The sequence below is a fragment of the Polynucleobacter sp. MWH-Jannik1A5 genome, from assembly GCF_018881795.1.
GTDB lineage: Bacteria > Pseudomonadota > Gammaproteobacteria > Burkholderiales > Burkholderiaceae > Polynucleobacter.
In genome coordinates, this window is the sequence record NZ_JACVPQ010000001.1 from 1672735 (window position 1) to 1687637 (window position 14903).

Annotated in this window: 16 protein-coding genes and 1 tRNA gene; 10 read left to right on the forward strand and 7 right to left on the reverse strand. The window is 46.5% G+C overall.

The genetic code is table 11. The features are described 5' to 3' along the window. Nucleotides 1-5 precede the first annotated feature (5 nt). Together dapA and bamC are read left to right on the forward strand one after the other, a co-directional pair. Nucleotides 6-878, forward strand: a complete 873-nt coding sequence (gene dapA, locus ICN23_RS08550) for a 4-hydroxy-tetrahydrodipicolinate synthase (RefSeq protein WP_216231980.1) — start codon at nt 6-8, stop codon at nt 876-878. Next, the gene (bamC, locus tag ICN23_RS08555) at nt 878-2023 is read left to right on the forward strand and encodes an outer membrane protein assembly factor BamC (protein WP_216231981.1); all 1146 of its coding nucleotides are present in this window, start codon (nt 878-880) and stop codon (nt 2021-2023) included. The genes dapA and bamC overlap by 1 nt, the downstream gene beginning before the upstream one ends. Nucleotides 2024-2083: 60 nt before the next feature. Here the strand turns inward: bamC and ICN23_RS08560 are convergent, their stop codons facing one another. Together ICN23_RS08560 and ICN23_RS08565 are read right to left on the reverse strand one after the other, a co-directional pair. Next, the gene (locus tag ICN23_RS08560; protein WP_216231726.1) at nt 2084-2266 is read right to left on the reverse strand and encodes a hypothetical protein; all 183 of its coding nucleotides are present in this window, start codon (nt 2264-2266) and stop codon (nt 2084-2086) included. Between the two features lie 113 nt (nt 2267-2379). Beyond that, nucleotides 2380-3606: a cupin domain-containing protein gene (locus ICN23_RS08565; RefSeq protein WP_216231727.1), complete on the reverse strand. Its 1227-nt coding sequence runs from the start codon at nt 3604-3606 to the stop codon at nt 2380-2382. Between the two features lie 55 nt (nt 3607-3661). Between ICN23_RS08565 and ICN23_RS08570 the strand changes: the two genes are divergently transcribed. Then, the gene (locus ICN23_RS08570) at nt 3662-4258 is read left to right on the forward strand and encodes a peptidylprolyl isomerase (RefSeq protein WP_216231982.1); all 597 of its coding nucleotides are present in this window, start codon (nt 3662-3664) and stop codon (nt 4256-4258) included. A 68-nt stretch (nt 4259-4326) separates the two neighbouring features. On the opposite strand, the gene cysE is transcribed toward ICN23_RS08570, so the two are convergent. Both cysE and ICN23_RS08580 read right to left on the reverse strand, forming a co-directional pair. Beyond that, complete coding sequence (gene cysE / locus ICN23_RS08575; RefSeq protein ID WP_216231728.1) at nt 4327-5088, reverse strand: serine O-acetyltransferase; 762 nt, start codon at nt 5086-5088, stop codon at nt 4327-4329. Between the two features lie 23 nt (nt 5089-5111). Continuing rightward, nucleotides 5112-5864, reverse strand: a complete 753-nt coding sequence (locus ICN23_RS08580) for an RNA methyltransferase (RefSeq protein WP_216231729.1) — start codon at nt 5862-5864, stop codon at nt 5112-5114. Nucleotides 5865-6006: 142 nt separating this feature from the next. On the opposite strand from ICN23_RS08580, the gene ICN23_RS08585 reads away from it, so the two are divergent. Further along, nucleotides 6007-6795: an inositol monophosphatase family protein gene (locus tag ICN23_RS08585; RefSeq protein ID WP_216231983.1), complete on the forward strand. Its 789-nt coding sequence runs from the start codon at nt 6007-6009 to the stop codon at nt 6793-6795. Nucleotides 6796-6825: 30 nt separating this feature from the next. Here ICN23_RS08585 and ICN23_RS08590 read toward each other — a convergent pair whose 3' ends face one another. Genes ICN23_RS08590 through ICN23_RS08600 form a run of 3 tightly spaced genes read right to left on the reverse strand, consistent with a single transcriptional unit; the run spans nt 6826 to nt 8952 of the window. Further along, nucleotides 6826-7608: a UDP-2,3-diacylglucosamine diphosphatase gene (locus ICN23_RS08590; RefSeq protein WP_216231730.1), complete on the reverse strand. Its 783-nt coding sequence runs from the start codon at nt 7606-7608 to the stop codon at nt 6826-6828. After that, complete coding sequence (locus ICN23_RS08595) at nt 7605-8108, reverse strand: peptidylprolyl isomerase (RefSeq protein ID WP_216231731.1); 504 nt, start codon at nt 8106-8108, stop codon at nt 7605-7607. Before ICN23_RS08595 ends, ICN23_RS08590 begins: the two co-directional genes overlap by 4 nt. Beyond that, nucleotides 8083-8952, reverse strand: a complete 870-nt coding sequence (locus tag ICN23_RS08600) for a M48 family metallopeptidase (RefSeq protein ID WP_255532738.1) — start codon at nt 8950-8952, stop codon at nt 8083-8085. The genes ICN23_RS08595 and ICN23_RS08600 overlap by 26 nt, the downstream gene beginning before the upstream one ends. Before the next feature lie 87 nt (nt 8953-9039). Here ICN23_RS08600 and cysS point away from each other — a divergent pair, with 87 nt between their 5' ends. The 6 genes from cysS to ICN23_RS08630 all read left to right on the forward strand — a co-directional run bounded on the left by cysS (nt 9040) and on the right by ICN23_RS08630 (nt 14869). Beyond that, nucleotides 9040-10461, forward strand: coding sequence for a cysteine--tRNA ligase (gene cysS, locus ICN23_RS08605; RefSeq protein WP_216231733.1), 1422 nt, complete (start codon nt 9040-9042; stop codon nt 10459-10461). After that, nucleotides 10461-11141: a DNA-3-methyladenine glycosylase gene (locus tag ICN23_RS08610; RefSeq protein WP_216231734.1), complete on the forward strand. Its 681-nt coding sequence runs from the start codon at nt 10461-10463 to the stop codon at nt 11139-11141. Before cysS ends, ICN23_RS08610 begins: the two co-directional genes overlap by 1 nt. A gap of 9 nt (nt 11142-11150) precedes the next feature. Continuing rightward, nucleotides 11151-12122: an acetyl-CoA carboxylase carboxyltransferase subunit alpha gene (locus ICN23_RS08615; RefSeq protein ID WP_216231735.1), complete on the forward strand. Its 972-nt coding sequence runs from the start codon at nt 11151-11153 to the stop codon at nt 12120-12122. Further along, nucleotides 12088-13392 carry a tRNA lysidine(34) synthetase TilS gene (tilS, locus tag ICN23_RS08620; protein WP_216231736.1) on the forward strand — a complete coding sequence of 435 codons (1305 nt, stop codon included), beginning with the start codon at nt 12088-12090 and terminating at the stop codon, nt 13390-13392. Before ICN23_RS08615 ends, tilS begins: the two co-directional genes overlap by 35 nt. A gap of 61 nt (nt 13393-13453) precedes the next feature. Next, nucleotides 13454-14704: an aspartate kinase gene (locus ICN23_RS08625; RefSeq protein WP_216231737.1), complete on the forward strand. Its 1251-nt coding sequence runs from the start codon at nt 13454-13456 to the stop codon at nt 14702-14704. A 70-nt stretch (nt 14705-14774) separates the two neighbouring features. Further along, a tRNA-Ser gene (locus ICN23_RS08630) sits at nt 14775-14869 on the forward strand. Nucleotides 14870-14903: the final 34 nt, after the last annotated feature.

Below are 14903 nucleotides of genomic sequence, written 5' to 3' on the forward strand. Positions count from 1 at the left end.
GCAGTATGCCCGCTATCGTTACTCCGATGTTTGAAGATGGCAGCTTAGATTACAAAAGTCTGCGCTCCTTATTGGATTGGCATGTCGCTGAAGGTACTGACGGAATTGTGATTGTTGGCACCAGCGGTGAATCTCCTACAGTTTCAGTTGAAGAGCATTGCGAACTCATCCGCGTAACAGTCGAGCAGATTGCTGGACGCATTCCGGTGATTGCTGGTACTGGTGGCAACTCTACGATTGAAGCAATTGAGCTAACCAAATACGCGAAGCAAGTAGGCGCAGATGCCAGCTTGCAAGTAGTTCCGTACTACAACAAACCTACCCAAGATGGTATGTATGCCCATTTTAAAAAGATTGCTGAGTCAGTAGATCTGCCAGTTATTTTGTATAACGTTCCTGGAAGAACGGTTGCTGATTTGAATGGCGATACTGTTGTTCGTTTGGCCGGTGTGCCAGGCATTATCGGCATTAAAGAAGCTACTGGTAGCTTGGAGCGTGGCACTTTATTAATTAATGATCTCAAACGCGCCGGTCATCAAGACTTCTCCGTGTTTTCTGGTGATGATCTCACTGCTGCAATGCTGATGTTGATGGGTGGCAAAGGAAATATTTCAGTTACCGCCAACATTGCGCCTCGTTTAATGCATGAGCTCTGTGTTGCCGCCATGTCAGATGATGTAAAGCGTACTCGTGAAATTCAATATCAATTGATTGCAGTTCACAAAGCCATGTTTACAGAAGCAAATCCGATCCCGGTTAAATGGGCTCTGCATGAGATGGGCAAAATTACTGCTGGCATTCGTTTGCCGCTAACTCCCTTAAGCAATTCCCTACGTGAGCCGTTAAAGGCAGCTTTAAAACAGGCCAACTTATTATGATGAATTTGCTTCCATTAGTCCGTCGATATTTATCGATCTTGGCTTTGCTCTCGATTGCATCGGTTGCGTTAACTTCATGTAAGTCAGTGACCAGTAGCGATACGGTTGACTACAAGAGCGCTGGTGCAGTACGCGGTCCAAATTTATCGTATCCACCTGACTTAATTACTGCCCAAGCAGATCGTCGCTATATTGTTCAAGACGGTACAGCTACGATGTCCGAATACAATGCTGCCGCCAAGAAGTCTATACAGATGAGAAGTAATGTGATGACTGGTATTCCAGGCATGCGTATTGCGCGAGATGGTGAAAGACGTTGGTTGGTTGTCGAAAAACCTGCTGCTGAGTTATATCCACAAGTTAAAGATTTCTGGCAAGAGAATGGTTTCTTGTTGGTAGTTGACTCACCATCTACCGGCATTATGGAAACCGACTGGGCCGAAAATCGCGCGAAGATTCAGCAAGACTGGATTCGATCAACACTGAATAAGGTCTTAGACTCAATAGCGGATACTGGTGAGCGCGATAAATATAAAACCCGTTTGGAAGTTGCTAAGCCAAATGAAACTGAAATTTATATTACTCAAAAGGGCGCTTTAGAGAAGTGCGTCTCCGATACCACTGGTAACTGTTTGTACACCATTTGGACTGCGCGCCCCAATGATCCAGAGCTTGAGGCAGTATTTTTGCAGCGCCTCATGGAACGTTTGGGAATGACGCAAGAGCAGGCGAAGGCAATGGTTGCAGCGCCGCTTGGTCCTAAGACTCCTAAAGCGAAGTTTGTTCAAGAAGGTCCTAACCAGGGCTATATCGAACTGAGTGCGAGCTTTGATCGTTCTTGGCGCGATGTTGGTTTAGCTTTGGACCGCTCAAACTTTACAGTAGAAGATCGTAACCGTACCGCTGGTGTTTACTTTGTGCGCTACGTTAATCCAAAAGATTTGGGTGATACCAAAGGATTCTTCTCAAATCTGTTTAGTAGCAAAGATGACTCTAGTCTGAAGGCTAAAAAGTATCAGGTGATTGTGAAGAGCACGGGTGAGAATTCTGCCAATGTGTATGTACAAAATGCAGATGGCAAACCTGAAAATACACCTGCAGGCTTCCAGTTGTTGACTTTGTTAACTGATCAACTGACGAAGTAAGGCGATTTAATGCAAATAAAAAAGCCGCTTTTCAGCGGCTTTTTTTCTTCATGAAGAAGATTACTTCTTAGCGTCAGCAGCAGGAGCAGCAGCTGGTGCAGCAGGAGCGGCAGCAGGAGCTTCAGCAGCAGGAGCAGCTGGAGCAGCAGCAGGAGCGGCTTCAACAGGCTTTGCTTCTTCTTTTTTACCGCAAGCGGCCAAGGCGATTGCTAACATAGCAGCGAGTACGAGTGACTTCTTCATTTGTAAATTCCTTTAAAAAAATTAACAACAATTACCGGTAATTGTTTTCTGGAAAAACCAAGGGATAGTCCCTAGGTAGTATCCAGTATTTATTATATCCATCTCGAAATTCACTACTGAAAAATCACCCATCCGGCTAAGTAGGCTTCATAAAGACTAGATTTATCAAGACCTTGTAGTTTTGCCTGGAGCTTTTTAAGTGCCGCCAGCTTCTGCCAGGCTCTTACAGTAGCGAGACTTTGCCCCTTGGTCATATTTTCCCCGTTGCAATACACCTGCGTCTTGAGGTTCAAAATACGGGTTTGCGGATGAGGAATGAGAGTGTTGGCCTCAAGCGTTTTAGCAAACTGTTTGGGGTTCAGGGGGGTTTCTGGTGTTTCAAAGATGGCTTGTTGTTTGGGTTCAGATAAATAAGCTGTAATACCCGGTAAAAAACCATCAATTTGATCAAGCTTCAGATCTTTCAGTTTCTTGCTCAGTTGCTCAATAAGTTCGTTTGGTAATTGCTCGGCTTTAAGGGTAGCCCTTTGTTTTGGGTCTGCAAATTTTTGATCCAATTCCGGAATGTCCTCAAGAGACTCAGCTAAACGCCACAAGCCTTCTTGTAGTAACTCTTTAAAGCTGGGGGAACGAAATCCAACTGACCATGTTTGGCAACCAGGATCGAGGGCAATGCCATCATGCGCAATATGCGGCGGTAAATACAGCATGTCACCGGGTTCCAGAATCCATTCTTGTTCGGGCTTAAAGTGCTGCAAAATTTTCAGAGGCAATTTGGGGTTAAGGCTTAAGTCCTTTTGCTCTGAAATCTGCCATTGTCTTCTGCCTGACATTTGAATCAGAAAGACATCATATGAATCAAAGTGAGGCCCAACACCACCGCCAATTCCGGCAATACTAATCATCAAATCATCAAGGCGAGCATCTGGAATGAAGCGAAACCAAGATAGTATTTTTGCCGCAGCTGGATGATGCGCTTCCATGCCTTGAAACAACAAAGTCCAGTTGGGCTTGTCTATCGCAGGAATAGCTTGCTTGGAGAATGGACCATGCTCAAAGCTCCAAGGTTTCGCTTTGACTAATCGGGACCCCACCTCATCCTTGGATGCAAATTGCAGTAATTCCTTTGCTGGAATAGGGCTGTCAAGCGGTTCGCCATTTTCGGCGGATAGGGCAAAAGCCGGAATCGCCTTGCGGATCAGTAGAGGCTTTTTGTGCCAATACTGAGCCATGAACTGATCTGGGCTAATCCCACCAAATAGGGCCCAGGACTTGCCTAAAGGCAGCTTTGCGGGCGCTTGGGGCGGTTGATAGGGTTTGCTCAAGTAAAATGATGTCATAAAGAAATAAATGCTTTTAGAAACTGATTAAAACCGAATGTTCGACAAATTCCGCATGAAGATTGAAAAAAATACTATCGTATCCCTTCGTTATAAGCTGACCGACGCACAAAATAATGTAATCGAAGAACCAGATTCTCCGATGGTATACCTGCACGGTGGCTATGAGGGTACTTTTCCAAAAATTGAAACTTTGCTCGATGGACAGGATATTGGCTATGAAGCCACGATCCAGTTAGAGCCTAATGAGGCATTTGGAGAGTACGATCCTGAGCTTTTGAAAATTGAACCACGCACACGCTTTCCGGAGCCTTTAGAGGTTGGTATGCAATTTGAAGGTGTGCCTGATGCCGAAGAGGATGCGGCTGCAGATGATGTCGATGATGAGCCATTGATTTATACCGTTACCGATGTTGCAGATAATCAAGTGGTGCTCGATGGTAACCATCCCTTAGCGGGAATGGCTTTACGTTTTTGGGTACAAGTTGAAGATGTCCGAGCTGCTACTGATGATGAGATTGAGAATCGTCATCCAGAAGGTGGTGAGAGTTTTTCATTTGGCATGCCTAATGACGATGATGGTGATGACGATGAAGAGTTTCCAGGTGGCGTATTAGGTGATAACAACGCGGGCCCACGTACTCTGCATTAATAAGCTACTGCAAATAAAAAAAGGAATAGTGCGCTATTCCTTTTTTTGCTTTAGAGGGCTGATTAAATCTATTCCTTCAGCCATTCTTTGATGGCATCAAGATCACGCTTAGTATCGCTTGAGCCAGCATCTATACCGCCCGGAGTGTTGTTTAACTTAGCAATGGCTTTTTCCAGCGCTGCAATTTTGGCTTCTTGCTCAATCGTTGCATCAATCAAACCTTTTAAGGCCATGGATACAGGGTCATCAATATTGGGTGTGATGCCATAAGCAGAGAAATACTCTTTGGTTTTACTATCAGCGCTTTGTGGCAAATCGGGATGCAAGATGCGTGCAGGAATACCAACTGCAGTAGCACCTGCTGGAATCTCTTTGAGCACAACAGCATTCGATCCAACGCGCGCACCATCACCCACAGTGAAGCCGCCGAGCACTTTTGCGCCAGCACTCACTACAACACCTTTACCCAGTGTAGGATGGCGCTTAATACCTTTGTAAAGGGATGTACCACCTAACGTTACGCCCTGATAGATGGTGCAATCATCGCCAATTTCAGTGGTCTCGCCAATCACAATGCCAAGGCCGTGATCGAGAAATACTCGACGACCAATCTTAGCGCCAGGATGAATTTCAATACCAGTCAAAAAGCGCGAAAACATTGAGAGTACGCGCGCGATCCATTTCAGACCGAGATTCCATAAAAAGTGAGAGATGCGATGCAACCAAACTGCATGCAGGCCTTGATAGCAAGTAATGACCTCAAGACGGTTCCGAGCAGCTGGGTCTCTGGCAATGATGGAGTCGACTTGGTCGAAGAAAGGATTTGACATGGTTTGATTTTAACGGGATGCGCTTATTTTCTCAGGAGCATCTGTTTTGCGATCCCTCGCAGAAGGTCTATTTCTTCCTTATGAAGACGGCTACGGGCAAATAGCGCCTGTATACGTGGCATGAGTTTCTTAGGGTTGGCGGGGTCTAAATAGCCGATTGCCTCTAATCCTTCGCGCCAGTGATCTAGCATGGCAGCAACAGCTGCAGGGTCGGCAAAATCTGCCATTTCTTCGCGGTTGGCTAAAGAGTTGCGCCCCCCGGCATTGCGTACCAGCTTCTCTCTGAGGCCGTATGCACAGACCATGAGGGCTTGGGCAAGATTGAGGGAAGGATAGTCTGGGTTAGCGTCTAGCCAGACTCTGTGGGTACACAAAGCCAAATGGTCATTATCTAGACCCGTTCTTTCCGGACCAAAAAGGAGGGCTACTTTTCTACCATCTTGGACTGTGTCACCAATGAGAGATCGTGCCGATTCCCAATCGATGGCAGGGGGCCCAAATTCTCGGTCGCGGCTGGTAAGACCTAAAACCAGAGTGCATCCCTCTACGGCCGAGTTTAAGGAGTCGCTCTCAATGGACTTTTCTAGAACATCTCTAGCGCCGCTTGCTAGGGCTATAGCATCATGATTAGTGGCTATGCCCTTGATCTTGGGATTGATCAGCCTGAGATCGCTAAAACCCATGGTTTTCAGGGCGCGAGCGGCTGATCCCACGTTGCCGGGATGGCTGGTTTCCACTAAAACCCAGCGGAGTAATTCAGAAATTTCGGTATTCATCAAGGCGCTGTGGCATGGTTAATAGGGGGTAATGGACGCTAATCGTTTAGAATCAATCTGTTAGCTTCGTATTGTCATGCAATTTACCCTAGTTGTAGGCATTACAAGGAGCTTGTTCTTATTTAATTTGTCCATCAATACTATGCATCCCATGTTAAATGTGGCCGTAAAGGCCGCCCGTCGCGCTGGAACTGTCATTAATCGTGCTTCCTTAAATTTGGAGCGCTTACAGGTTGACCGTAAGCAACATAACGATTTCGTAACCGAGGTGGACAAAGCTGCAGAAGCGGCCATCATTGAAACGCTTAGCGAAGCCTATCCATCCCACGGATTTTTGGCGGAAGAAACGGGTGAGCGTAATGCTGATGCAGAAAATGTCTGGATCATTGATCCGCTAGATGGCACAACGAATTTCATTCACGGTTTTCCTCAGTACGCAGTATCGATTGCATTAGCAGTCAATGGCGTAACGCAACAAGCAGTTGTCTATGACCCAACACGTGATGAATTATTTACAGCTACTCGTGGTGCTGGTGCTTATTTAGATCGTCGGCGTTTACGGGTTGCCACGCAAGATCGTTTAGCCAACTCTTTATTAGGCACAGGCTTTCCATATCGTGAAGATCAAGATTTGGAAAAGTACTTAAAAATCTTTGGTGAGATGTCACGTCAATGTGCAGGTTTGCGTCGCCCTGGCGCAGCTTCTTTAGATTTAGCATACGTAGCAGCAGGTCGTTACGATGGTTTCTTTGAGAGTGATCTCAAGCCATGGGATATGGCTGCGGGCGCCTTGCTCATTACTGAAGCAGGCGGTTTGATTGGGAACTATCGCGGTGAAGAAGGCTTTCTGAAGAGCGGTGAAGTTATGGCAGCCAATCCACGCATCTTTGCGCAGATGGTACAAACACTTTCAAAATACTCTGCTTCTTAATTAAAGAATTGAGCTGAGCAGTCGACCTGTTTAGTTTTTAATCAGGTCGATATAGCGAGCGCCGGCATTATCAATCAGTAGTGCACTTGCTCTAGGGCGACCGCTCTCTGGGTGATCAAGATCCCAGTCTGATAAAACCCAGCGTTGCCAATTCTGGGTACCTAGAGACTCTTCATGATGTCTTGGTGAGTGGGTATGCCCATGAATCAATTGATCGCCAGATTGATCTCTCAAAACTGCTGCACATGCTTCTCGCGTTACATCCATCTTAAGTTGATATGAGCTGGAATGCTGCGTTTGCTGATATTGGGCGTGGCTATTGCTACGAAGATGCTGAGCAATACCCTTGCGCCAATTGAGAGGCATGCTCAAGAAGATTTTTTGTATCCAAGGCTTTCTTACCCAGCCACGAAAGACTTGATAGCCAACATCTGCAGTACATAAAGCATCGCCATGGGCTAATACCCACTTTTGCGATGCGATTTCCACAGAGCTTGGATCTTGCAATAGTGTCATGCCAGTCTTTTTAATAAAGCTTTGGCCGATTAAAAAATCACGATTGCCATGCAGATAATACGTTTTTACTTTGGTAGAAAGATGAGCGATTGCACGCTGTACTTCTTGCTGAAATGGGGAGTGAGCAGCAGCGTCATCACCCACCCAATATTCAAATAAGTCACCCAGAATAAATACAGCCTCAACTTTTGGAGCTTCTTTTTCACAGAAGTCAAAAAAGCGTTGCGCCGTCAAGGGCATTGACGGCGTGAGGTGTAAATCTGATATGAGCAGTGCGCTCGCGTGATGCGAAATCATTCCTCGAGAACGGTCGCCTTCTCAATCACAACATCTTCAGTTGGCACATCCTGATGAAATCCGGAGCTACCAGTTTTCACTTTACGAATGGTGTCTACAACATCCATGCCATCAGTGACTTTGCCAAATACGGCATAACCCCAGCCCTGAGCATTAGGAGCGGTATGGTTTAAGAAGTCGTTGTCATTCACGTTAATAAAGAATTGAGCAGTAGCAGAATGTGGGTCGCTAGTGCGAGCCATCGCCACGGTGTAGCGATCATTCTTCAAGCCATTAGTTGCTTCGTTTTCAATTTCTGCGCCAGTTGGCTTTTGTTTCATGCCAGCAGACATGCCACCACCTTGAATCATAAAGTTATCGATGACGCGATGGAAGATAGTCCCATCGTAGTGGCCACTTTTTACATACTGCAAAAAGTTAGCAACGCTTTTAGGCGCCTTAGCAGCATCAAGGGAGAGGGTGATATCACCCTTATTAGTTTTTAAGAGTACTTTCGCCATTGTTAGATTTGCTTTCTGGAGAGTTAGTGGAAGGATTGATTGCAGGATTCACTGCGCGATTAACCGGACGTTTTGCTGGAGGCTTTAATACATCTAAGAGCGCCTTAGCGCGATTGGTGTATTGACGTTGATTCAGTGGCGCATTCTTGGCAGCGTCTTCATAGGCTTGTGCACCAAGGCGTGTATAGATTTCACCTAGATTGGCCGAAGCAATTGCATAGCTTGGTCGTAATTTGAGGGCGAGCTCTAAATAGTCTCTGGCCTCAATCCACTGACCTTGGTTTGCCGCAATCGCTGCAAGGTTGTTATAGGGTTCTGGAAGCTCCGGAAATTGTTGTGTGATTTCAATCAAAGTCTTTTTGGCTTGATCAAATTGACGCATCTCAATTTGTAGGCGTGCTTTCACAAAACGAATTTGTACATTACGAGGAGTCTTTTTCAGATCAGTATTAATTTGCGTAACCGCATCTTGATATTTACGTGCCTTGATGAGTTTTTCTACATCTGATGGCACTGCATTCTTGCTAATGGGATCCGGTTCAATAATCAAGAAGGATAAAAACGGCACTCCCACAGTCTCAGACAATTCTGGGTTCAATGGGTCATAGCCCATGTCGGCAGAAAGTCTTGGAGGATCGGTTGGGCTATAGCCACCCAGATAGGGTTGGGGTACAGCTTGAGGGGAGCTCATTTCTTGAGTGTTTAAGGCCCGAATCTCCGAATCCGCACGCTGTTGGGCGGGTGTACTGCAGCCCGTTACAAAAGCCATACATGCCAATGCGGCAAAAGCGGGGGTCAGGACCTTATTCAAGGTGAGGCGTGGCGCTGGGGCGTTGTGGGGCATAGGGGAAGGGGTGTGAAACGGGCTCATTCGATATACTCAGCGCTCAGTCTAACAAATTGGCGCTACTTGCCCCACCTTTATAGCCCTATGCTGCAAATCTATAACACCCTTAGCCGTTCTAAACAGGTCTTTAAGCCCATTGTGCCGGGCAAGGTGAAGATGTACGTCTGCGGCATGACGGTTTATGACTTTTGCCATATTGGGCATGCCAGGGTCATGATTGTCTTTGACATGGTGGTTCGCTGGCTTAGGGCTAGTGGCTACGAAGTGCTTTATGTACGCAATATCACTGATATTGATGACAAGATCATTAACCGCGCGATTGAGAATGGCGAGCCCATATCCGCATTAACTAATCGCTTTATTGATGCCATGCATGCCGACTCCGATGAGTTAGGTTTAATGCATCCCGATCAAGAGCCGCGTGCTACGGATTACATCGGACAAATGCAAGGCATGATCGGCAAGCTCATTGAAAATGAATTGGCCTATCAAGCAAATGATGGCGATGTGAATTTCGCAGTGCGCTTGTTGCCACGTTACGGTCAACTATCTGGCAAAACGCTGGATGAATTAAATGCTGGTGAACGCGTAGCGATCGGTGATGGCAAGCGCGATCCACTAGACTTTGTTTTGTGGAAAAGTGCCAAACCTGAGGAGCCCGCAGATACACGCTGGAAATCCCCTTGGGGCGAAGGCCGTCCTGGTTGGCATATCGAATGCTCTGCAATGTCTTGTGATCTATTGGGAGATCACTTTGATATTCATGGTGGCGGTGCTGACTTGCAGTTCCCGCACCACGAAAATGAAATCGCCCAAAGCGAAGGTGCTTTATATGGCAAAGACCGCAAAGAAGATGATGCTCCCTTTGTAAATTACTGGATGCATAACGGGCACATTCGGGTCAATGAAGAAAAGATGTCAAAGTCATTGGGCAACTTCTTCTTAATAAAAGATGTGCTCAAAAGTTTTGATCCGGAAGTATTGCGTTTCTTTATGTTGAAGGCGCATTACCGTAGTCCAATTAACTACAGTGACGCGCAACTCGAAGAGGCGCGCTCAGGATTAGCAAGGCTATACACCGCACTAGCTCAGAGTCCGAAGGCTCAAGCCAGCACCTTAGATGCAAATAATCCATGGGCTAAGCGCTTTGCTGACGCTATGAATGATGACTTTAATACGCCTGAAGCGATTGCAGTCTTGTTTGACTTGGCTAGTGAAGTTAATCGTGCGCAAGGCGAAGAGAAGCAATTACTTGCTAATACATTGAAGGCTCTTGGCGCGGCATTGAATTTCTTGCAACGTGACCCTACTGCCTTCTTACAGGCGGGCTCTAAAGATCAAGATAGCCTAAGCCCTGAGCAAATTGAAGAGCAAATTGCTGCACGGGTTGCCGCTAAGCAAGCCAAAGACTTTGCTAAGGCAGACTTGATTCGCAAAACCTTGCTAGAGCAAGGAATTGTTTTGGAAGATAAACCTGGCGGCTTAACAGAATGGCGTAGGGCTTAATGACAGTAGTTAAAGAAAAATCAGGTAAAGCAGTAAAAGCTGAACCGATTCTTGAAGAAGTGGCCCCAGAATATTGGGAGCAAGCTTGTAAAGAATTGATGAAGCAAGACCGCATTCTCAAGAAACTCATTCCCAAATATGGCTCGGGCTTTTTAGTCACCCGCGGCGATCCATTTAATACTTTGGCGCGAGCGATTGTTGGCCAACAGATTTCTGTAGCGGCTGCACAATCCGTTTGGAATAGGGTGGTTGCAGCTAGTAAAAAGAAAGTCACCCCGAAAAATATCCTAGCCCTCTCAGTAGAGGAGTTACGCGGTGCTGGATTGTCTGGACGCAAGGTGGAGTACATCCGCGACCTAGCAGACCACTTCGATTCCGGCCGTCTCCATGCCAATCAGTGGAAAGATATGGACGATGAGAGCGTTATTAAGGAATTAAGCTCAATTCGGGGTATTGGCCGCTGGACCGCCGAAATGTTCCTTATTTTCAATATGATCAGGCCCGATATTCTCCCTTTGGACGATGTCGGCCTCATTAAGGCCATTTCCCTCAATTACTTCAGTGGAGAGCCTGTCAGCCGCCATGAAGCCCGAGAGGTGGCTGCCAATTGGGCCCCGTGGCGTACGGTTGCCACCTGGTATATGTGGAGAAGTATCGACCCAATCCCGGTTGAATATTAAAATCAGACTATGAAAACGACTTTCCTGGATTTTGAGCAGCAAATCGCCGAATTAGAGTCAAAGATTGAAGAGCTGCGTTTTGTACAAGATGAGTCATCGGTAGATATCTCCGATGAGATCAAAACGCTCGCTGAAAAAAGTCAGCAGCTCACAAAAGATGTTTACGCCAATCTCACTCCTTGGCAGGTTTCTCAAGTGGCGCGTCATCCACAGCGTCCATACACCTTAGATTATGTTGGCGCATTATTTACGGATTTCCACGAATTACATGGTGACCGTACTTTTGCAGATGATCAATCAATCATCGGTGGCCTAGCCCGTTTTGAAAATCAACCTTGCATGGTGATTGGTCATCAAAAAGGTCGCGATACTAAAGAGCGTGCTCTGCGAAACTTTGGCATGAGCCGTCCTGAGGGCTATCGCAAAGCAATGCGCCTGATGCGCCTCGCAGAAAAGTTTGGTATTCCAGTTTTCACTTTTGTAGATACACCAGGTGCATTCCCTGGTATTGATGCAGAAGAGCGTAACCAGTCAGAAGCGATTGGCCGCAACTTATACGTACAAGCAGAGCTTGAAGTACCGATCATTGCCACAATTATTGGTGAGGGTGGTTCAGGTGGTGCATTAGCAATTGCCATGGGTGATGTGGTCTTGATGTTGCAAAACTCTACATACTCTGTAATCTCTCCAGAAGGTTGCGCTTCTATTCTCTGGAAGACGGCGGATAAGGCTCCAGAGGCGGCTGAGCAGTTGGGCCTCACAGCACAACGCTTGAAGGCTCTGGGCCTGATTGACAAGATTGTGGCCGAACCGATTGGTGGTGCGCATCGTGATTACGACAATATGATGAGCAATATGCGCAAAGCACTTGCGGAATCTTTAAAAACCTTTGATGGCATGAAAGTTGATGCATTACTTGATCGTCGTCATGAGCGTTTGATGAGCTATGGCAAGTTCAAGGAAATCACAGCAAAGTCCTAAGTCGGAAAAACGAATTGCGGTTGCCTTAAGTGGTGGCCTCGATTCGGTTGTGTTACTCGACACGGTTTGCAAAGCGCAAGCCAAGAACAAAACCAACTACCAAATCTTCGCATTCCATATTCATCATGGTTTACAAAAACCGGCAGATGACTGGTTAGTCTTTTGCGAGAAACTCGCTAAAAAATACAAAATCCATTTTGATTTCCGACTGCTTCATCTCAACTTAGATCAAGAGAATGGTAATGTTGAAGCAAGAGCAAGAGTAGGGCGCTATGAAGCGCTTGCCGATCTTTGTGAAGAGTATGGCATTGAAGATCTCCTCCTCGCACACCATCAAAACGATCAAGCAGAGACCGTACTCTTGCAGCTCCTTCGAGGCTCTGGCGTGGCGGGCCTATCGGGCATGCCGGCGAGTAGGGGGATTTCAGATAACCCAGGAATCACTCTCTGGCGACCACTCTTAAATCAAAGTAGGAAAGAGCTAGAGGCTTATGCCAAAGAGCATCAGCTTAAGTGGATCGAGGATCCTAGTAATCAAGACACCAAATATCGTCGCAATGCAGTGCGCAAGAAAATTATTCCTGCGCTTGAAAAGATTCAGCCAGAAGCATTGGCCAATATGGCGCGTAGCGCAGAATTATTGAGCGAGGCACAAGTCTTACTCAATAGGCTGGCAAAGCAAGACGGCAAAAGCATCATTAGCAAAGGTCAGTTGAAGGTAGATTCGCTACTAGCACTAGCAACAATCGATTTGCCAGCGGCGAATAATGTCTTGCGCTATTGGTTGCAGACACAGCAGTTGGCTATGCCATCTCAAGAGCGTTTACAAGCATGGTGGCGCGATCTCGCTAAAGTTAAAGTGGATGCCAAACTAGAGTGGCTGCATGATGAAAGAAAAATCTACCTATGGCGCGGAATGTTGCAGCTTGCTAATTCAGAAGGGGGGCGCTGGGTTTTAAAGACATTACCAGCCAATTCCAAGCAATTGGGCTTGCCTGCCGATTGGGTTAAAAGCGCTCAGGCAAATAATCAAATTCGTCTTAGGGAGCGCCAAGGCTCGGAGAAGATTCAGATTAAAGCCAAGACTCCACGTAAAACCCTCAAAAACCTCTACCAGGAGGCCGATATCCCTCCTTGGGAGCGCCAGGCACCCTTGCTCTACATCAACGATGAATTGATCGCTGTAGCCGGTATTGGGCTTAGCTATCCTCATCTAACCACCTCTGGTCGACGTGTACTCCCAGAATGGGTGCAAAACCCTGTAAAATAAGCCCTTTTTAGACCCTCAGGGATTCATTTCCCTGTCATAGATAGTTAAATAGACGGTTTTTATGGCTCTTATCGTTCATAAATATGGCGGCACCTCAATGGGCTCAACTGAGCGCATTGCGAATGTTGCTAAGCGCGTTGCTAAATGGATGCGTGCTGGCCACCAAGTGGTGGTGGTACCTTCAGCCATGTCAGGCGAAACCAATCGCTTGCTAGGCTTAGCAAAAGAAATCAATCCTGATGCAAATCCACGCGAGTTAGATCAAATTGCTTCTACAGGCGAGCAAGTGAGTTCCGGCCTATTGGCGCTGGCGCTAATGCGTGAGGGCATCGATGCAGTTAGCTATGCAGGTTGGCAAGTAACCGTGCATACCGATTCTTCTTTTACGAAGGCACGTATCAAGAGTATTGAAAGCGAGAAGATTCTCAAGGATCTCAATGCAGGTCGCGCAGTTGTAGTTACTGGATTTCAGGGTGTTGATCCTGATGGCAATATCACGACATTAGGTCGTGGTGGATCTGACACTTCAGCAGTAGCCATGGCAGCTGCACTCAAAGCAGATGAGTGTTTAATCTATACAGACGTTGATGGTGTTTACACTACCGACCCACGTGTTTGTGAAGATGCCCGTCGCTTAGACAAAATTACTTTTGAAGAAATGCTAGAAATGGCTAGCTTGGGTTCAAAAGTATTGCAGATTCGTTCGGTTGAGTTTGCAGGTAAGTACAAAGTTAAAACCCGGGTTCTGTCTTCTTTGACAGACCCATTGATGCCTTTAGCTGATGAGATGAGCTCAGGCACCTTGATTACATTTGAAGAGGACAGCACTATGGAAGCCGCAGTTATTTCCGGCATCGCCTTTGCGCGTGATGAAGCGAAGATTACCGTTCTTGGGGTTCCTGATCGCCCAGGTATCGCCTATCAAATCCTTGGCCCGATTGCGGATGCCAATATTGATGTGGATATCATTATTCAGAACCAATCTGTTGAAGGTAAGACTGACTTCACTTTCACAGTGCCACGTGCAGACTATCAAAAAGCATTAGATATTTTGAAGAACACTGTGCAAGCACATATTGAGGCAAAAGAAATCTCTGGTGATCCAAAGGTTTCTAAAGTTTCAGTAGTGGGTGTTGGTATGCGTTCCCACGTTGGTATTGCCAGCAAGATGTTCCGTACTTTGTCGGAAGAGGGCATCAACATCTTGATGATCTCTACTAGCGAAATCAAGATCTCAGTCGTCATTGATGAGAAATACATGGAATTGGCTGTGCGTGCCTTGCATAAGGCATTTGAGTTAGATCAGAAGTAAGCCAAAAGGTGCAATAAACCCCTCAGAGGCGGTTATCCGTTAAACTGTGGGGCGTTGTAGTAAGAAGTACGGAGACGTGGCCGAGCTGGTCGAAGGCACTCCCCTGCTAAGGGAGCATCGGGGCTAAAACTCTGATCGGAGGTTCGAATCCTCTCGTCTCCGCCAAGTACTTAAAGATAAAGGGGCCTTTGGCCCCTTT